This is a genomic window from Collinsella sp. AM43-1 (assembly GCF_003467925.1).
Taxonomy (GTDB): Bacteria; Actinomycetota; Coriobacteriia; order Coriobacteriales; family Coriobacteriaceae; genus Collinsella.
In genome coordinates, this window is sequence record NZ_QSFR01000003.1 from 91765 (window position 1) to 111186 (window position 19422).

At 61.2% G+C, this 19422-nt stretch carries 13 protein-coding genes; 2 read left to right on the forward strand and 11 right to left on the reverse strand.

Going from position 1 to position 19422, the window contains the following annotated elements; translation table 11 throughout:
* Nucleotides 1-75: 75 nt before the first annotated feature.
* The 11 genes from DW925_RS02135 to DW925_RS02185 form a co-directional block, all read right to left on the reverse strand.
* Entirely contained in the window at nt 76-276 is a 201-nt protein-coding gene (locus DW925_RS02135; RefSeq protein WP_117583961.1) for a hypothetical protein, read from the reverse strand.
* 215 nt (nt 277-491) lie between these two features.
* Nucleotides 492-1835: an ATP-binding cassette domain-containing protein gene (locus DW925_RS02140; protein ID WP_158565726.1), complete on the reverse strand. Its 1344-nt coding sequence runs from the start codon at nt 1833-1835 to the stop codon at nt 492-494.
* A gap of 36 nt (nt 1836-1871) precedes the next feature.
* On the reverse strand, nt 1872-2930 hold the full coding sequence (locus DW925_RS02145) for an ABC transporter substrate-binding protein (RefSeq protein WP_117629576.1): 1059 nt from the start codon (nt 2928-2930) through the stop codon (nt 1872-1874).
* 2 nt (nt 2931-2932) lie between these two features.
* Nucleotides 2933-4687 carry a [FeFe] hydrogenase, group A gene (locus DW925_RS02150; RefSeq protein ID WP_117584000.1) on the reverse strand — a complete coding sequence of 585 codons (1755 nt, stop codon included), beginning with the start codon at nt 4685-4687 and terminating at the stop codon, nt 2933-2935.
* A gap of 50 nt (nt 4688-4737) precedes the next feature.
* Nucleotides 4738-6570 (reverse strand): NAD(P)-binding protein, encoded by a 1833-nt coding sequence (locus tag DW925_RS02155; RefSeq protein WP_117790254.1) that lies wholly within the window; start codon nt 6568-6570, stop codon nt 4738-4740.
* A gap of 256 nt (nt 6571-6826) precedes the next feature.
* Nucleotides 6827-8209, reverse strand: a complete 1383-nt coding sequence (locus DW925_RS02160; RefSeq protein WP_117629575.1) for a 6-phospho-alpha-glucosidase — start codon at nt 8207-8209, stop codon at nt 6827-6829.
* 3 nt (nt 8210-8212) lie between these two features.
* Entirely contained in the window at nt 8213-9829 is a 1617-nt protein-coding gene (locus DW925_RS02165) for a PTS transporter subunit EIIC (RefSeq protein WP_117790255.1), read from the reverse strand.
* 99 nt (nt 9830-9928) lie between these two features.
* Nucleotides 9929-10783 (reverse strand): PRD domain-containing protein, encoded by an 855-nt coding sequence (locus DW925_RS02170; protein WP_117629598.1) that lies wholly within the window; start codon nt 10781-10783, stop codon nt 9929-9931.
* Between the two features lie 18 nt (nt 10784-10801).
* Nucleotides 10802-11314: a PTS glucose transporter subunit IIA gene (locus DW925_RS02175; RefSeq protein WP_158549076.1), complete on the reverse strand. Its 513-nt coding sequence runs from the start codon at nt 11312-11314 to the stop codon at nt 10802-10804.
* Between the two features lie 343 nt (nt 11315-11657).
* Complete coding sequence (locus DW925_RS02180) at nt 11658-12419, reverse strand: EFR1 family ferrodoxin (protein WP_117583954.1); 762 nt, start codon at nt 12417-12419, stop codon at nt 11658-11660.
* 626 nt (nt 12420-13045) lie between these two features.
* Nucleotides 13046-15205 (reverse strand): DEAD/DEAH box helicase, encoded by a 2160-nt coding sequence (locus DW925_RS02185; protein WP_117790256.1) that lies wholly within the window; start codon nt 15203-15205, stop codon nt 13046-13048.
* A gap of 507 nt (nt 15206-15712) precedes the next feature.
* Between DW925_RS02185 and DW925_RS02190 the strand changes: the two genes are divergently transcribed.
* Together DW925_RS02190 and DW925_RS02195 are read left to right on the forward strand one after the other, a co-directional pair.
* A complete protein-coding gene (locus DW925_RS02190) occupies nt 15713-16675 on the forward strand; it encodes an FHA domain-containing protein (RefSeq protein WP_117790257.1) in 963 nt (320 codons plus the stop codon).
* A gap of 171 nt (nt 16676-16846) precedes the next feature.
* Nucleotides 16847-18931, forward strand: coding sequence for a DUF6273 domain-containing protein (locus DW925_RS02195; protein WP_158565727.1), 2085 nt, complete (start codon nt 16847-16849; stop codon nt 18929-18931).
* Nucleotides 18932-19422: the final 491 nt, after the last annotated feature.

A 19422-nucleotide genomic window follows, 5' to 3' on the forward strand; every position in this document is an offset into this window, starting at 1 on the left:
CCCGGCACTTAGGGACGTTCCTTAACTGCCGGCAGAAAAGGAACGTCCCCAAATGCCGGCAGTTTGGGACAGTCATTATTGATGAGAATCGGGCGCAGTGCCAAAAGCCCCGTTGGGCGAGATGTCAAACGGGAAGGTGCCGCAGCGATTGAACGCGGCGATAAACATGCGGATGGCGTTGGACGGCGTGGTGCCCACGAGCTGGGTTGCCGCCGCGAAGGCTGCCTTCTCCTCGGGCAAGACCTTCGCGACTACGGGGGTCATGTGTTCTGCCATGGCGCTTCCTTTTTGAAACGACGGTAGTGCGGATAGATGCGGGCCACGCGGCTGGGCGACGGGCTGTGAAGGCAACCCGATTGGCCCGCATCTGGAGTTTGTTTCTACGGCGTTGGTATTACTTGGTATTCCTAAGTATTACCCCGCAGATAGAATACCACACCCGACCCCATGGGGACGAAGGAAAACGGATCATTTTGTTGCTGAGTTAGTATTTAGAGCGTGATGATATCCGAGATATCGAGGGCCTGAGCGTCGGCGACATCGTGCGTGGCAAGCAGGAGCATGCGGCCGTCGAGCAAGTCGAGCACGACCTCGGCGCATGCGTCGCGCGCAGCGGTATCTAAACCGGTAAAGGGCTCGTCAAGAATCACCGCGCCGCCCGGACACAGCAGGGCTCGAGCGATCTCGACACGACGGCGCTGCCCGCCCGAAAGCTCGGCCACGCGAGCATGCACATCGACCCCCGGCACCAGCAAGCGCAACAGGGCCGCAGCACTCGAGGCGTCCACGCGTGCATCGGCGCACACCAGCACGTTATCCAGCGCCGAGGCGGACTCGACCAAGCGTGCATCCTGAAACACCATCGAGCACGGTGCGCACTCCCCTGCCGCAAGGGCAAGGAGCGTCGACTTACCCGCACCCGAGGCGCCCATCACACAGATACGCCCACCCGCGGGCACGTTGAGCACCAGCCCGTCGAGCGCCGGCGCCCAGGGCGCGCGATCGCCCACGGCAAGCGCAAGCTCCGCTGCAGCGCCATCGCCCGCAGCCCTCGCACGCCCGCGCAGCCCATGCCCATGCGCCCGCACGGCCGCACCCCACGCCACGGGCCCCGAAACCCGCAGCAGCCACACCAGCACGCGCTCGCACGCCCATGAGGCGGCAACGACCAGCACGGTCCACGCCAGCAGATCAGCCGTCTCAATCAAAAGCTTCGCCTGATAGATGCGCTCACCCACGGTGCCCACCGCCATGCCGATCAGCTCGGCTGCCACACCGGCCTTCCAGCTCATGCCGATCACGGCACGCGCACACGAAAGCACAAACGGCAGGACTTCGCGCCAGGTATGGGCGCAAAACAGTCGCCAGCCGCGCACGCCATGCAGACGGAACATCTGCTCCAGTGGCTTATCCACCTGCGACAAGCCTTCGACCAGTGAGAAATATACGCCCGGCAGCGCCATCAAAAAGACCGCCGCGATGCTCACACGTGCCGACCCCAACCAAATAAGCAGCAGGACCACCACGCAGGCAACCGGCGTCGCCTTAACAAACGAAAGCGCCGGCGCCACCAAGCGGGCAAACGCCCGCGACCGTACAGAAATCCCGGCCAACAAACCGCCGCATACCGCGGCAAGCGCCAGCCCGCCCAGTATCCGCGCGCCCGAGCCCGCCAGAATCGCCCACGTGCCGGCATCGCATATCAGGCGCAGCAGCGCCAAGGCAACAGCACCCGGCCCCGGCAAAATCAGCGGCTGCGCCACCAGCGCCGCCACCAGCACCCACACAGCAAGCCAAAAGGCGGCGACGGCACCTGCTGCCGACACCGCCTTCATACGCTCTGTCATTTGTCGAGCAAACGCACGCACGGGCTACTCCATGTAGTAGAAATCATCGGCCGGGAGCTTACCGCCCACGGCGCTCGCGTCCGCATCGGCCAGCACCTGCAGGTACCCACAGAGCGCCGCCTTCATATCCTTGCCCGTCTGGCAGACAAGCATGCACCCGGGAATCGCCTTCTCGGCGATCTTGGCGTTGTCCACGATGCCGGCATCGACCACGGCCTGCGCCCAGTCTGCCGGCGCCGCATTGACAGCCTTAACGCTCGCCGCATGGCAGCTCAAGAACTCCGCAACGGCCTCGGGATGCTCCTCGGCAAAGGCACGGCGCACCACGGTCACGCCCGTCAGCAAACGGGAGCCCGTGTCACCCGCGAGCTCGTCCCACACATCGGTCAGGCTCACCGGTGCCGACAGCTTGCCCTCGCTCTTGGCGATGGCAGCGGTCTTGAATGGCTCCGGCAGCACGCCCACGGCGGACGGGTCGGCAAGCAGGGCCGACAGCACCTCGGTGGGTTCGCTCTTAAACTCGAGCGTCACTTGACCGGTCAGGCCCGCGCGCTCCAGCAGGTAGTTCATGACGTACTCCGGCGTGGTGCCCTTGCCCGTCATGTAGACGGTACGACCCGCCAGATCGCCAAACGAGGCCACGCCTGCGTCGCCCGTCACAACGTTCAGCACGCCCAGCGTGTTGATGTCGATGACCTGCACCGCACCCTCGGTCTTGTTGTAGAGCACGCTCGCCAAGTTGGCCGGCACCAGGGCAATGTCGATATCGCCCTGAATGACCTTGGGCACAATCTCGTCGGCCGCGGCGCTGATCGCAAAGTCGAACTCATTGTCCGTCTCGCCATCGGCAGCCTGGTCCATAAACTGCACCAGACCGATCGACGTCGGTCCCTTGAGCGAGGCAACGCGCACCTCGACCGACTCAGCGGCAGCGCCACTCGCCGCAGACCCAGCAGCCGAACCCGCAGAAGACCTCGCCCCCGCAGCTCCGCCGCCACAGCCAACCAGCGCAAGCGACAACGCGCCCGCGGCAAGCGCCGAGGCAAATCCCCGGCGCGACATTTCAAAATCAAACGCGCGCATCGCTAGCACGTCCCCTCGTTAGGCATCGTCCATGCGTGATGGTCGGTATGCAGCAATCCCTCGGCCAGAGGCGACAGCGGCGCACCCAAGAACTCGCGATAGCACGCCTGGACATCGGGATTCTCGTGCGAGAAGCGAATCTTGGCGTTCGCATCGAGGCCCCACAGTACCTGGCCGCGCTCGGCTGCCAGCTCACAGCCGTCATGGATGGGCTGACCGCCGCCACCGACGCAGCCGCCCGGGCATGCCATAACCTCAACGAAGTCATAACTCACGCGGCCGTCGCGAATCGCGTCGAGCAGACGGGCAGCGTTTCCCAGCCCGTGTGCCACGGCGACGCGCACCTTGGTGCCATCGATATCGGCCACGGCTTCCTTCCAGCCGTCCAGGCCGCGCACGTCGGTAAAGAAGTCGGCGTCGGGGTTCTCGCCCGTCACCAGGTAATATGCCGAGCGCACGGCGGCCTCCATCACGCCGCCCGTGGCGCCAAAGATCACACCCGCGCCCGTGCCAAAGCCCAGCGGCGTATCGAGCGGCTCCTCGACCAGCGTGCCGACGCTCACGTGGCTTGCGCGGATCATGCGTACCATCTCGCGCACCGTCAGCGCAACGTCCACGTCGGGCGCGCCGTCCTCGCCCACCATGCTCGACAGCGCACACTCGGCCTTTTTGGCCGTGCACGGCATCACGGACACCACAAACAGGCGCTCGGGCTCCACGCCCAGAACCTTGGCGTAATAAGTCTTGGCGACAGCGCCAAACATCTGCTGCGGCGACTTGGACGTGGACAGGCTGTCAACAAACTCCGGATAGCGCGCCTTCACAAAGCGTACCCAGCCCGGGCAGCAGCTCGTGAACATGGGCCAGCCGCGGCTGTCGCCCTCGCCCTTGGCGGCCTTACCCAGGCGCTCGAGCAGCTCGGAGCCCTCCTCCATAATGGTGAGGTCGGCCGAGAAATCAGTATCGAACACGTACTCAAAGCCCACACGGCGCAGTGCGCAGGCCAGGCGCTCGACGGTGGCCTCCTCGCGCGGAATGCCGAGCTCCTCGCCCCAAGCGCTACGCACGGCCGGCGCGATCTGCACCAACACGATCTTGTCGGGATCAGCGAGAGCGTCGAACACGGCCTCGGTGTCATCGCGCTCGCGCAGCGCGCCTGTCGGGCAATGCGTGATGCATTGACCGCACGCGACGCAATCGGTCTTGCCGATCGGCGCACGCCCGCGGGTGCCCACGGCGGTATGCGTGGCGCGGTTGGTCAGGTCCCAAATCCCTAAGCCCTGCACGCTCTCGCACACCTTGATGCAGCGCATACATTTGATGCACTTGTCGTTGTCGCGGATGATGGGAAAGTCGAAGTCCCAGCCCTCGCGCGCCAGGTGCTGCTCGTACGGCAGATAGAAGATGCCCAGGTCGTTGGCGATGGTCTGCAGGTTGCAGTTACCACTGCGCACGCAGCTCGTACAGCGCGAGTCGTGCTGGGACAGCAGCAGCTGCACGTTGGTGCGACGCGCCTCGCGGGCCTTGGGGCTGTTGGTGTGGACCACCATGCCGTCGAGTACGTAGTTGTTGCAGGCGGCAACCAGCTGGTCGCAGCCCTCAACCTCGACCACGCACACACGGCAGCCGCCGATCTCGTTCAGATCGCGCAGATAGCACAGGGTGGGAATCTGGATGCCGACGGACTTGGCCGCATCCAGGATCGTGGTGTGCTCGGGCACCACGACCTCGCAGTTATCGATCGTGAGCTTGACCATGTTGAGTGCTCCGCTTTCGGTGTTGTCGCTGACAGTGGTTTTGTTGGGCTCTACAATTCCAGGTTCCTCCCTCCGCGGAACGCGCCAAAGCCAAAGTGGTCGCAACGCAGGCAGCGGCTTGCCTCCTGGCGTGCCTCTTCCTCGGTAAGGCCCTGCTCGACCAGATTCCAATCGCGGATGCGCTCGCCGGCCTCGCGCTCGCCCAGCTCGCAGCGGCCGCACTCGTGCTTGCCCTTAAACTGCACGGTCGGCAGCTCAACGTCGAGCTTGATCTTGTGGTCGAAGCCCAGGTAGCGGTCGATATTTGCCGAAGCAACGCGGCCGGCGTTGATGGCCCGGATGACGGTGGCGGGACCGGTCTGGCAGTCGCCGCCGCTAAAGAGGCCGTCGAAGTTGGGCACGGCGCCATCCGAATCGGTGACGACGCGACCCCACTTGCAGACGATGCCCATGTCCTCAAACGGCTTGGAATCGATGTCCTGGCCAATGGCCACGAACACGCGCTCGCAGGGAATGACGCGCTCGGGCGTGGCGGCGGCACGCGGGGCCGGACGACCGCGACGGGGCTCGCCGATAATCTGCGGCTGCACGCGCAGGCCGCTCACGCGACCGTCCTCGCCCGTCTCGATGGCGAGCGGCGCCGTCAGCTCCAGAACCTCGCAGCCCTCGGCCTGGGCACCGGCAATCTCGGCGTCCTGAGCCGTCATATCGCAGATGCGGCGGCGGTAGACAATGCTCACCTTTTCGGCACCGCAGCGCACGGCAGAGCGCGCCACGTCCATGGCCACGTTGCCGCCGCCGATGACGCACACGCGCTGGCCGCTCAGGTCGGGCAGCTCGTCGTCACCGATGGCGCGCAGCATCTTGACGGCCGACTCCACGCCGGGCGCCTCTTCGCCCGGAAGGCCGAGCTTCTTATCGCTGTGGGCGCCAATGGCCAGGTAGACGACATCGAACTCGTCGCGCAGGCGGGCAAGCTCCTCGCCGTTGACGGAGTGATCGAGCTCAACGTCGATGCCGGCGCTCAAAATCCAGTCGATCTCGGCCTGCAGGCGCTCGCGCGGCAGACGATAGCTGGGGATGCCATAGCGCAGCATGCCGCCCAGGTGGTGGCGCTGCTCAAAGATGGTCACCTTATGGCCCATCACGGCCAGGTAGTAGGCGCAGGAAAGGCCGGCCGGGCCGCCGCCGATCACGGCGACGCGCTTGCCGGTATTGTCCACTACATGCGGCTTGTGGTCGTTGAGCTCACCGTGCTCGACGGCAAAACGCTTGAGGGCGAGGATGTTCATGGGGTCGTCGACCATGCCACGGCGGCAGTGCATCTCGCAGGGATGCTCGCACACCAGGCCGCAGACGAGCGGCAGCGGATTGTTCTTGCGGATGACCTTGACGGCGTCGGCATAGCGGCCGGCCTCGACCAGCGAAATGTACCCGGGAATGTCGACGTGCGCCGGGCAGCCCGAAACGCACGGGACGCGGGCCTCGCGGTCAAAGCCGCAGGAGCGCTCGCGGATGTGATGCTCAAAATCGTCGCGGAAGCCGCGAATGGCCGTGAGTGCCATGGCGCCAGCTTCGTAGCCGATGGCGCAATCGCTCGAAAGATAGATGGTGCGGGCGGTGCGCTCAATCAAGTTGAGCGTGGACTCATCGGCGCGCCCTTCGAGCACATCGGCGAGCAGGTCGCTCAGCGCGCTCAGGCCCACGCGGCAGGGCGTGCACTTGCCGCAGCTCTGGGTGGAGCACAGATTGACGAGCGCTGCCGTAAACTCAACGGGGCACGGGGCGAGCGAACTCACCGCCAGACGACGTCCGAGCGCATCGTGCAGGTCGTCCATGACGGCCTGAGCGTGGCTGCGTTCCATTACGTGCAGTCGAGCCATAAGATCCCCTCTCACATGGCAGCCCGGAGGCGAGGCCGGGCGAAGTTGCTACACGCACAACACTGACCTAAAAAGTTGTTAGGTCTCCACGCAGTTCGGCAGGCGGTATGAAATGTCACCCTCGGCGGTGAAATAGAACATTACCGCAGATAAATGCCATATTTGGTAAAACGCGTTACCAAATGACAATGCCCCGCCCACGCAATCACGTGGACGGGGCATTGCTCCAGGTATGCGGCCAGCGACCCTGTTGCTTTTACTTAAGCTCGGGCCAGTAACCCTTGTTGGCCTCGATCATGTCGTCGAGAACCTCCTTGGCGACCTTCATCGAAGGCACGGTCTTGTTCAGCGTAAAGGCCTTGAGCGCCTTCTCGTAAGAACCCTCGATCGTAGCCTCGACCACGAGCTTCTCGGAGTTCAGCTGCTGCATCATGAGGCCCTGCTGGAACAGAGGAATGTTGTCGCGGCTGATGACCTCGGGGCCATTCTTGCCAATGTAGGCAGGCAGCTCGACCATAGCGTCGTAGGGCATGTTGGGGATAGCGCCCTTGTTCTCGCAAATGACCAGGAAGCGCTGCTTGGTGTCGTTCTTCAGAGCGATAGCCAAATCGGCAATCCAGTCGCCGTGGCTGCCCGCATAGAACGTGCTCTCGTCGATCTCGCCCGTCTTCTCGTAGTGGTCGATGCCGTCGAAGAGGTTCTTCTCACGCGTCTCCTCAACCTCGTTAGCACGGGTGCGCTCGGGGTTGGAATGCTCGACGAACTCCTTCTGCTGCAGGTAGTAGTTCAGATACGTGTTGGGCAGGTACTCCGGGAAGCACTCCATGATCTCGTACTCGCCCTTCCAGACGTAGTACCAGCTGCCCTTGGTGTGGCGGTTCTGCTCGGGGTGCTCGTCAGTGGCCTCCTCGGGCTTCTTTGCCATGAGCGAGCCCATGCCCTTGAGGTAGGAGTCGGGCAGCAGAATCTCATGCTCCTTGATGTACTCGCGCAGCTGCGGGAGCACCTCCTCGCCCTTGTGGCGGATCGAGGTGAACCAACCAAAGTGGTTGAGGCCAAAGTAATCGTACTCGACATCCTTCTTGTCGATATCGAGTGCGGCGCAAACCACGTCGATGATCGCGATCGGCATGTCGCAGATGTTGATGATGCGAGCGTTGGGACGCAGCACGCGGCAGCCCTCGGACACGATGGCAGCAGGGTTGGAGTAGTTGAGAATCCAGTAGTCCTTCTTAGCGTACTTCTCAACGTCATCGATCAGCTCGACCATGGGGAAGATGGTGCGCATGCCGTAGGCAAGGCCGCCGCAGCCGCAGGTCTCCTGGCCCACGCAGCCGTGACGCAGCGGAATCTTCTCGTCCTGCTCGCGCATGGCATAGCCGCCCACGCGCATCTGGGCAAACACGAAGCTCGCGTCCGTAAAGGCAGTCTCCTTGTCGGTGGTCACCATGAGCTTGATGTCCAGGCCGAGGTCCTCGTGCAAAATCCAGTCCACGAGCACGCCGATCTTGCGCTGGCGCTCCTCGTTGATGTCGTACAGACGAATCTCGTCAACGTCGAGCTCGTCCTTGCGCAGGGCGATGGATTTGACGATGCCGGGGGTAAAGGTGGATCCGCCACCACACAGAGTAATGATCATTGTTTACTGCTCCTTCTCAATTGCGTTTTCGACCTTGTCACGCATCTCGGCGACCTTCATGCCAAAGATGATCTGGATATTATTGCCGTTGCGGTTGATGCCGCTGTTGGGCACGTGGTTGATGAGGTCCTCATTGATGAGGTCCGGGTTCTTAACGTTCACGCGGAGACGCGTAAAGCAGTTCTCGAGCTCCTCGATGTTGTCCTTGCCACCAAGACCTGCGACCAGGTCGGCGATGCCTGCATCGACGCCCTCTGCGGGAGCCGCGGCAACAGCGCCCTGCTTCACCGCGACAGACGCGGCGGCCTCGCCCTCGGCAACGGACTCGGCGAGCTCGGACTCTTCCTCGCGACCAGGCGTGTGGAGGTTGAGCTTCTTAATAAGGAAGGTGAAGAGGAAGAAGTACAGAGCGGCGTTGACGACTCCAAGCACCAGCATAACCGGCCAGTTGGTCTTATCGACACCGAGGACCAGGTTGGAGACCACGATGTTGATGATGCCGCCTGCAGTCGAAGCGGGCACGGAGAGGACCTTGAGCAGGACCAGGAAGATACCGGAAAGAACCGAGTGAACGACAAAGAGCACGGGAGCGGCAAAGACAAAGAGGAAGTCCATGGGCTCGGTGACACAGGAGAGCACGGCGGTGATGATCAGCGGGATGATAACGGCCTTGGTCTTATCCTTGTTCCCCTTGTAAGCGGTGAAGATAAAGGCGAGACCGATACCGATGTAGGGCCACAGGTTGTTGAAGGTGTAGCTGTTGAAGTAGGTGCTATCGGAGAAGGGCTGGCCCGTCATTGCCATCTCGGCGACACGGATGGGATAGGCGCCGGCGATAACCTGATCGCCCAGCGTCAGGGTGCCGCCCACATCGGAGAACTGGAACGGGGTGTAGATGAGGTGATGCAGACCGGTAGGAACGAGCAGCTTGTTGAGCATGCCGTAGATAAACAGACCGATGTTGCCCGACTCCTTAATGATGCCGGCAACGGAGGAGATGGCACCCTGAACCGGAGGCCAAACGATGCAGAAGCCAGCACCCATGATCCAGGAAATGATGATCATGATCAGGAACGGAAAACGAACGCCCGAGAACATCGAAAGGGCAATGGGGAACTGCTTGTTCGAGTACTTGTTGAACACGGCACCGGTGATGCAACCAAGAATGATGCCGCCAAACACGCCGGTATCGAGCACCTGAATGCCCATAACGGTGCTCTGGCCGGTTCCGGTAAGGCCGAGCATGCCGCTCGCTTCGGCAAGAGAGCCGGTGGCGTTGAGCACGATGTTGTTAGCCTGCAGGAACAGGAAGAACGACATCAGGGCGATCAGCGAAGCATGGCCCTTGTTCTTCTTTGCCATGGCGCCGGCGATGCCCACGCAGAACAGAATCGAGAGGTTGTTGATGATAAACATCAGCGACTGATAGACAACGGCGCCCACAAGCTGGAACGGACCGGAGCCCAGCACAGGGATCACGGCGCAGATGGTCTTGTTGGTCAGAATAATGCCCACGATGAGCAGAATGCCGGCAACCGAGAGATACATCATCGGCTGAACGATTGACTTCGCGAACACCTCCAACGGCGCTTTGAAATTGAACTTCTTTTTTGCGGTCATAGCGGTACTCCCCTTCCTTTTCCGCAAATTAAGACAGATGTGCCCTGGACAAGACCGTGAGCCTTGCCTTATATCAATCGATGTGTGGGCACGTTATGCCTAGAGACCAGGTTCTCCAAGCAGGTTAACAATGTGATATGCGAGATAACTCTTCTCGGCATCGGTAACGACAACGTTATAGGTAGACGCTAAGTGGTCGGCAATTGACTCCGCACACGAGAACGCCCTCGGATACGCCGTTTCATCGATACGGAACAGCGCGTCGCCATTGACCTGCCCCGCCGCGGGATCGAGCGCCCGCTGCGCAAAAAACTGCAGATGGCGAACGAAACGCTCGTACGGCAACGAGGTGACGTCAAGGGTCGTGGCATAGTGCTCGGAAACAATCGCGAGCACGTCGCGAACAAGCTGGACCGAAACAATCAGACGGTCAGAGCGCTGCGGCATGGTGGCGTTGACGATATGCAGCGTAATAAAACCCTGCTCTTCTTCGCTCATCTGGATGCCCATATACTCCTTGATAATCTGCAGCGCACGGCCCGCAAGCGCATACTCCTTGCGATAGAACTGCTGGATCTCGAGCAGCAACGGATTCTCGCAGGGGACGCCCTTACGCTCGCGCTCCAAAGCAAGACTGATATGGTCTGCGAGAGCAATGAGAATCTTGTCGTTGATATCAACATTGAGCTCTCGACGGAGCATCTGAACAATGTCCTCGGCAATCACGAGGTTGACGGTGGGGATGGACTCCAAAAGATGTGCCAAGCGGTCAATCGTACGCGAATCCTGAGAAGTGCCCTCCTGCAGCGCATAGGTCTTTTCGACCGATGCTTCATCGATAGCGTCGCCGGCATGACGGCCAAAGCAGAGGCCTCGACCGATGACAATGAGCTCGGAGCCATCGTCCGAAGTGACCATTGCGACGTTGTTGTTGAAAACTCGCTTGATAACCACGGTACCCACCACAAGAATTTACTCGGAAAGCCAGACGACAGGCTCTTTAACAGCAACAGGGCCGGAAGCGTGCTCACGAAGAGTCGAGTTCTCCGAACGCTCGCACACGATAACGAAGACCGTGGGATCGAAGCCGGCGGCGCGGACCGCGTCGAAATCGACCTCGACGAGGGGCTGGCCCGCGTCGACATGGTCACCCTGGGCAACAAGCGCATGGAAGCCCTTGCCCTCAAGTTTAACAGTGTCGATTCCGATATGCAGCATCACCTGAGCAGAGCTGTCGTCGGACATGATGCCCAGCGCGTGCTCAGTCGGAAACAACGCCGCGACGGTGCCGGAAACAGGAGCGCACACCGTTCCCTCTTGGGGAACCACGGCAACGCCATCGCCCACGGCACGGCTGCTAAAAGCGGGGTCATTGGTATTTTCTAGATGAACAAGCTCGCCGGAAACGGGAGCGAGGATTTCGAACTCGGAAGCTGCAGTCTTCTGCTCATCCGAACCGCCCATCAGGCGAGAAAAGAAACCCATGGTGGCATGTCCCTTCATAAATATAGCCCAACCAAAATCAAGCGAATGCATCCATAGAGACACACTCGTTCAAAGACTTTGGTTAGGCCCACGTCCGAGGGACTCGGTAACCTTCCGCATTTCTTTTTACGGGAGTTATTTTAGACAAGCCCAAAGCCAGAATAGTCATTATGACCGGTGAGCGGTATTTTTTCTTCGATAAACGGTATTTAGGCAGCACTTGGGGACGTTCCTTTTCTGCCGGCACTCGGGGACACTCCTCACTCTGGTGCATTGGGGACAGGTTTGTTTGCACCAGGTTGGTGCAGATTAACCTGGCCCCATTGCACCAATTTCGTATGCGCTAGACAAAGAGCTCGCATTCCTTCCGCACGACGCAAACCTTGCTCAGCATCTGGGAAACAGCGGATAGCTTGTTGGGATCAAGCTTACGAGCGCCTCGCGGGCATACGGCAATGCAGCGCATGCAGGAGATGCACGCCTCGCCAGCTGCTCGTTTGGGGTCACCCTTGTCGATAGCACAAACGGGGCACGCCGCGGCGCATGCACCGCAGGAGACGCAATCCTCTGTTGCCTCAGGTGCCATGCGGTGACCTCTGGCTTGTTTGTAAGGACGATTGCCGGGAATAGAGGGCTCGGATGTATCCTCAGCCAACAGCTTTTGCTGAATTTGCTGCGCAAACTCTGCGAGCTGCGCCGCATCCTGCACATCCGGACGACCGGCAGCAAACTGTCGCGCAATGGAATGTTCTGCAATGGCTGCAACTGCCGCGATTACCCGGAATCCCGCATGCTTCGCAACGTCCTCCAGCTCTACGAGCGTGTCCTCAAACGCGCGGTTTCCGTATACACAAACCAAAACAGCCCGAGCCCCGTTGCCGCGCACCATGCCCAACCGGTCAGCCACCACAGCCGGAATTCTACCGGCATACGCCGGCACAGAGATTACGGCCACGTCGTCCTCAGTCATCGAGACAGCGCTGAGATCTAGCCCGCTATCGGTCAGATCGACGGTAACGGTATTATTGTCCAGCGCCCCGGCCACAAGGCCAGACACCTTCCGCGTTCCACCCGTCGGACTAAACACAATTTCGAATACGCTCATCGAGGCACCCTCTCCCTACGCCTGGCAACGCGTCAAGCCGTTTTCACATTCAGACAGAGTATACGGCGCATGGGGAGAGCTCCCCGTTTCGGTGCGCCAGGCACCCCAATGCACCCACCCTACGCTGTCTGCCTCTTCGTTTTGTATAAATTACGGTACAGATTGTATATATTTACGGGATACCGCCGCGTTCTCCTGAGGTACCCCATCCTGGCCCGTGCAAAAAACGGAGTATTCTGCAACGTGACCGCGCCAGCACCGCCGCGGATGGGCAAAACTGTAGGGCGCCGCATCCTTTTAAGTCCCGACATGGCGAGAATGACGCGCCCCTGCTCCGGAAAACGACGAAATCTGACTCAGAACGCTCGCTAGGGATATCCGAAGGCCACCGTTGGCGACGTCAAATCATATGCAGACAACTCGAACTGCAGAATACTCCAAAAAATGCACGGCGCACCCCATGGGACCCATTGCCGCATGGTAGGAAACAGGCCCACGGCATCCTCTAGATGCATTCCCGAGGAAATCACATTTGAACTAGCGATCGGATACGGCAAACAAAAAGGGCCCCGAGCGTAGTTGCTCGGGGCCCTTGGTTCACCTCGCTCTAGCGGGCGATGCGTGCGTTATTTGCGCTTGCCGCCGCCGTCACCGGGGCGACGGGAGCTGCTACCGCGCTTGCCACCACGACTATTGCCATAGCTGCCACGGTTATCGCGACCGCCGGCACGACCGCCACGGGAACCGGCCTGGTTGCCGCCGCGACCACCACGGTAGCCGCCGCGACGCTCTTCGCGGGTATCGTCGTAGTTGCGCCAGTCATCGCGACGATCGCGGCTGGCACGCGGGTCACGACGATCGCGCGACTCGTTAGAACGACCAGCACCGCCGCGGCCGCCGTTACCACGAGCGCCCTCGCCGCCGCGACGCTCGTCTCGGCCACTGCGCTCGTCATCGCGACCGGAACGACGACGGTCGCCCGAGCCGCGCTTGCCGCCACGCGAGCCACGGCCCTCGTCCTCGCGCTCGACACGACGACGGCCACCGCGGTCCTCGTCCTCGCGGCGACGGCGATGCGCCTCGCCCTGGAACTGCTTGGCACGACGCTCGGCACGGTTACCGCGCGGGGCCTGCTCGACGGCGGCAGCACCGCCGCGCTCCTCGGCAGCCACCTCGCGGGCCACGCTCTCCACAGCCTCGTCCACGCGAGCCTGAACGCCCTCGCGCACGCGGGTCTTGCCGCCGCGCTTGGGACGGCTCGGACGCTCGCCGTCGCCGCGGCGCTCGTCGCGACCGCGGTTGGAACGACCAGCCACGTCGCCGTAATCGTCGCCGTTGCGCTTGCCGTCGCGACGCGCTTGCTCGAGTTTCTTCTTGCTCTTGGACTTGCCGCGCTTGGTCTTCTTCTTCACCTTAAAGGCGGCAGGATCGCGCTCGGGGTCAACGGCGGGCGGGTTGGGACCCACGTGCAGGTCGCCCGCTTCGTAAATATCGGCCGTCTTGTCCATGAGCTTCTCAATCTCGTAGAACTCGTCGACGTCCTGCTCGGTCACAAACGTAATGGCCCAGCCCAGCTCGCCGGCGCGGCCCGTACGGCCAATGCGGTGGATATAGTCGGTCGGCTCGGCCGGCACGTCAAAGTTCACGACGTAGCGCACGTCGCTAATGTCGATGCCGCGGGCGAGAACATCGGTTGCCACCAGCACGTCGACGGTGCCGTCGCGGAAGGCAGAAAGCGCGCGCTCGCGCTGGGCCTGGCTGCGGTTGCCGTGAATCGCGGCGGCCTTGATGCCCTTGCGCTCGAGGCGACGGCAGCAGCTGTCGGCGCGGTGCTTGGTGCGCATAAAGACGATGGTGCGCTCCGGGCCCTCCTTCTTGAGGAACTCGGGCAGCAGGTTGTTCTTGGCCTCGATGGACACCGGGAACACAAACTGGTCGACAGTGTCGGCGGTCGACGTGGCAGGCGCGATCTCCACGCGGGCCGGGTCGCTCACCAGGTCGGTGATCTCGCCCACGGCCTCCTCGTCGAGCGTGGCCGAGAACAGCAGCGTCTGTCGCTCGGCCGGCGTCTCGCGCACAATACGGCGAACGGCGGGCAAAAAGCCCATATCGAGCATGCGATCGGCCTCGTCGAGCACCAGCACCTTGACCTCGTTCAGATGGCAGGCTCCCTGCTCGATCAGATCGACCAGACGGCCCGGCGTTGCGACCAGGATGTCGCAGCCGTACTTGAGGGCAGCGGTCTGCGGCTTGTAGCTCACGCCACCCACGACGGTCACGGCAACGTGGCCGGTGACGTCGGCGATCTTGCTCGCGACCTCGTCGATCTGCTGGGCAAGCTCGCGCGTGGGAGTGATGACGAGCATCACGGGACCGCGGCCGTTGCCCTCGGGCTTCTTGGCGCCGCGACGACGGTTGCGGCCGCCGCGCTCGCGTACGGGTTTGGGAGGAGCGATGTGCTCCAGGTTGTTCATGGTCGGCAGCAAGAAGGCGGCCGTCTTGCCGGTGCCGGTCTGGGCGGCGGCAAGCAGGTCGCGACCCTCGAGTACCACGGGGATGGAGCCGGCCTGAACGGGCGTGGGCGCCGTGTAGCCCAGATTCTCGATAGCACGGAGCATCTCGTCCGAAAGCCCCAGCTCGTCAAAGGCGGGCAGGCTCTCGGTAGCGGACTCGACGGCTTGGGCGGCATTGGCCTCATCGGCAGCATCGAAGGCAGCCTGGGTCATGGCCTCGCGGGTCTCGTCCAGAATCTCGGCGTCGGTGACGTCGGATACAGAATTACGCATATGTTGTTGTTCCTTATCTGCACGCGCAATGGGCACGGCATGCGGCCGCGCGGGCGTGCTTGGTAGTGCGCTAATACATACAAAAACGGGTGCGCACAGAGAGGACGTTGCTCAGCACGCTGGCGATCGCTTTGGCAGCCCTATCACGCGCCGTCCAGACGCAGCAGCACTAAGCGATGGAGCAGATTCGCCGCGGGTTAGTATACCCGTGCTTCGCATGCCCCCACGTAAACCACAGATGACGAGGCGGACGCGGCGGGCCCGGCTGATTGTCTCAATCTGTAACGGCTGCGAAGCAAAACCGGCCCTAAATGTTACAGAACAAGACAGAGGGGGATTTCCGTCCAGTCCAAACCAAATCTCTCAGTCTTCCTGCAATTTCGAACATGTGGCCTATAATGTTGCTTTGGTTACGCTATATATTGCGCAGCCATTTAATACGTCGCCCACCGGGGGCCATTAATTCCTATCGCCATATTGGCTAGGAAGCAATCAAAGGAGGTATCCGTGGCAGCAGAGACGCCTTGCTCGGTCCTCTATAACGATATTCGCTCGTTCGGCGGTCTTAAACATCTCGAGATCGCCCGAATGCTCATCAATGGAAACTCTTATCTCGGCAGTACCCTGCTCGAGAAATGCTCTTCCAACCGCTCGTATCTCACCCGTTACATCGTCCATCGCGAGCCTGACCAGTGCGCGCCCGCCATCTACAGCGACTTTGCCGTCACCACGCTCAATCTTTCCGCGGCAATCTGCAGCAAGCTCGGCGGCGGCGAGTCCGCCTATCAGGCAATCGCCGAGCACTATCGCGGCCCGGCCGCCAACGAAATGATGTCGGCTCTCGCCAGCTACAAGCTGGACAGCCGCCTATATGCAAATGCCCTCAATCACATCGACAACTTTGACGGCAATGCCGTGCGCGAGAAGAGTACGCTTTACCTTATGCTCTTTGTGGCAACGGGAGCGCTCGCCGATCCCGTTCAGGGCGTGGCCACCGTCGAGCGCTTTTGCAACAGCAAGACGGGCGGGCACTTTGGCACCACCGAAACTACCGTCGGGCGTGGCTTTATGAGCAGCCTGGAGCAGCCGCGCGCCGTCGCCCCCAACCTCGGTCTGCTCAGGACACATGCCGACAACTGCGTCGACATGCAAATCCATCCCCTCACACGCGATCCGCGCGGCACCGTGATTGGTTCTTTGCCCAAAACCTCGCCCAGCATCACCGATGTAGGCGCTGATGCATCGCGTGAGCATCTCCGCATTTGGCTCGAGGGTGGGCACTGGTACGCCCAGGGCCTTGGATCGACCAACGGCACAGTGCTCGAATCGGGCGCGGGCGACGGCGATATTGTGATTGAGCCGCCCCGCGACCAACGAGAGCCCGGCAAAGTCTATCCCCCGGTGGAAATCGAAAACAGCGACAGGCTCCATCTGGGTCTCTACACGACATTCCTTGTCATCGTGGACTAGCGCGGACGGCGATCGAAAGACGGTCGCCGTCCGTCTTTCGTCTTCCACCTTCTGCGTCGTAAACGACAATACTCAACGGTATACGTGGGTAGTGCGGCTATCATGGTATTTTACCGATATCCGCACTGCCCACGTATACGCGCGGCAACCCATGCCAGACAAAGGAACGCCATGGATACTACCGATAGCGCCTATGGCGACAAACTCATCCGTCTTGACACGTTCGACACCGCCGTGGCGGTCGACCCCAGCGCCGAGGACGACGCCAAGCGTCGGTTTATGACGCTTATTCTCCAGACGGCCCACCGCGACAACGGCAACATCGGGCACGTGCTGCGCGCGACCAACACGAGCGGCGAGGTCTTTGCCGTCAAGCTACTCAAGGACAACGCCGTCCTTTCCGACCAGACGCCCGATCGCTCCGCCGAGCAAGCGGCTGCGCACCTGGCTAACACCGCCGCGCTGTTCGAGGAGTACCGTCATCTGTGTACCGTCTCGCACCTGCGCGGATTTCCGCGCGTCTATGGCTACGGTTCATGCGAGGACGACCCGCTCATCCTCATGGAGTGGGTCGAGGGAACCTCACTCAAGCAGGCGCTGCCTTTGCTTCCGCACGATGCCTCGGGCGGGCTAACCACCCAGATGGTGGCCGCCGTCGGAAACGCCGTGCTTCGCGCACTCCTGATGACCCAGGGACTCGTAAATCCGGTCGTCCATCGCGACCTGTCGCCCGCTAATATCATGTTCCGCACCACCAGTCGAACGCTCGAGCAACAGATCGTCGATTGCTCCTTTGACCCCTGTCTCATCGACATGGGCTCCGCGACCGTGGCCCTCGGCGACGACACGATCACCCGGCGCGCCGACATCTGGCGCTTTGCCACGCCCGCATACGCCGCACCCGAGATGCTCACGCAGGATATCGAAGGCATCGCGGCCCTTCGCCGTTCGCCCGCCATCGACGTCTACGCGCTTTCGGGCATTCTGTACCAGCTCTACAGCGGTCGCAAGCCGTTCGATGTTGAGTCGACGGGTGCCGCGGCAACCGGCTCGTTCTACCTCATAAAGACCAAGACCAAGCCAGCACCGCTCGAGCCGCGACGTGAGGGCGACAAAGCGCTTGTCCAGATCATCATGAAAGGCATCTCAGTCGAGCAGTGCGATCGTCCCACCGAGCAGCAGATGCTCGAGGTGCTCTCGGCATACCTCACCGATTCCGAATCCGAAGGCCGCGAAGGCGCAGGAGACGAGGCCGCGATTGATATCGATTCTGGCACGCACCTTAAGGTCGACGTCGCCGGCGAGCGCGCGCGAGGGATCCTGGAGCAGGCCCGGCACGATGCCATGACCCGCCGCCGCTTTATTATCGGTGGCGTTGTCGCGGCCGTTGCGGGGCTCGGCGTTATCGGGGCGGCAACCCATGGCTTCGGCATCCCCGACTACCTGGACGGCATCCGCGGTACGCTTGGCGACTACACCTGGGATCAGCTGCAGGAGATTTCGCTCAAGATTAAGGCCGCCGAGACCCGTAGTGAGGCACGCGAGATCGCCAAGCACTATCATCTGCTCGACGATGACGGTCATATCCCCTATCCATGCACCAAGCGCGTCATGCTCACCAACGGGCTGGAGGTCGGCGCACAACTCGTGGGCATCCGCCACGACGAGCTTTTGGACGGAACGGGCAAGGCCGGACTGACGTTTATGTTCGATGCGGGTATTGCCGAGCGCGACGCCGCGGCCCAACCGTTGAGCGCCGGCTGGGCAGATTGCGAACTGCGGGAATGGCTCGATGGCGACGGCCTTAAGCTGCTGCCCAACGAGTTGCGCGCACTCATCAAATCTGTCAAAAAGATCTCGAATAACATTGGCGCCGCCAGAAGTGCATCGTGTCTGAGCAAGTTGCCCGCAACCCTTTGGCTGCCCGCCATGGTCGAGCTGTGCGGCAATCAGCCACCCGAGTCATTTACCGAGGACTTTCACTACCTGGCCGACATCTATAACGGCGAGGGCAAGGAGTACCAACTCTTCCGCGAGCTCAAGGTGAGCCCGTATTCCACGAACGAGACGATGGTCCGCCAGTGGAAGGGCAAGGACACCTGCTGGTGGGAGCGCACGGTGAGCCCCGACACATCGGAGAGCGAAGGCACACTCTATATGAATCGCGTGGGACGCGACGGCGACGTCTTTACGTACGCAACGCCTGCAAGCAAGCCCAACAAGCGAACCTGCGTGATTCCCGGATTCTGCATCTAGGCGGCGGGCGTCTTGCCGTGACGGGACCCCTCCCCGGCAATTGTCTCAATCTGTAACACTAGCTCGGCAGATACAGGTCTAGATGTTACAGAACGAGACAAACCTCAACCCCGCGAGACAACATCTCAATCTGTAACAGTAAGGGGTTAAAAACCTCTCTAGATGTTACAGATTAAGACATTTGAGTTGACCGCGGACAGTCTGTCTCGATCTGTAACAGTTAGAACCCAAAAAACCAGTCTAGATGTTACAGATTAAGACATTGAGTTTCCTGCCAACTGTTTGTCTTGATCTGTAACAAATACTCGGTAAAACGGGGTCTAGTTGTTACAGATCGAGACGTTAGTTTTCGGTTGAAATGTTTGTCTAAATCTGTAACAGCTATGGTTCAAAAACCGGTCCAGACGTTACAGATTGAGATGTTTGGCAGAGACGGCCACCGATTGAGCAGCCACCCTCATCTGTAATGAAAAGTCATACATTCCAACTAT

Coding starts and splice junctions, on each gene's coding strand:
- DW925_RS02135 (WP_117583961.1), bottom strand. CDS start 276: ATGGCAGAACACATGACCCCCGTAGTCGCGAAGGTCTTGCCCGAGGAG.
- DW925_RS02150 (WP_117584000.1), bottom strand. CDS start 4,687: ATGGTCAAGCTCACGATCGATAACTGCGAGGTCGTGGTGCCCGAGCAC.
- DW925_RS02195 (WP_158565727.1), top strand. CDS start 16,847: ATGGATACTACCGATAGCGCCTATGGCGACAAACTCATCCGTCTTGAC.
- DW925_RS02165 (WP_117790255.1), bottom strand. CDS start 9,829: ATGACCGCAAAAAAGAAGTTCAATTTCAAAGCGCCGTTGGAGGTGTTC.
- DW925_RS02160 (WP_117629575.1), bottom strand. CDS start 8,209: ATGATCATTACTCTGTGTGGTGGCGGATCCACCTTTACCCCCGGCATC.
- DW925_RS02180 (WP_117583954.1), bottom strand. CDS start 12,419: ATGAGCGTATTCGAAATTGTGTTTAGTCCGACGGGTGGAACGCGGAAG.
- DW925_RS02145 (WP_117629576.1), bottom strand. CDS start 2,930: ATGCGCGCGTTTGATTTTGAAATGTCGCGCCGGGGATTTGCCTCGGCG.
- DW925_RS02185 (WP_117790256.1), bottom strand. CDS start 15,205: ATGCGTAATTCTGTATCCGACGTCACCGACGCCGAGATTCTGGACGAG.
- DW925_RS02155 (WP_117790254.1), bottom strand. CDS start 6,570: ATGGCTCGACTGCACGTAATGGAACGCAGCCACGCTCAGGCCGTCATG.
- DW925_RS02175 (WP_158549076.1), bottom strand. CDS start 11,314: ATGGGTTTCTTTTCTCGCCTGATGGGCGGTTCGGATGAGCAGAAGACT.
- DW925_RS02140 (WP_158565726.1), bottom strand. CDS start 1,835: ATGAAGGCGGTGTCGGCAGCAGGTGCCGTCGCCGCCTTTTGGCTTGCT.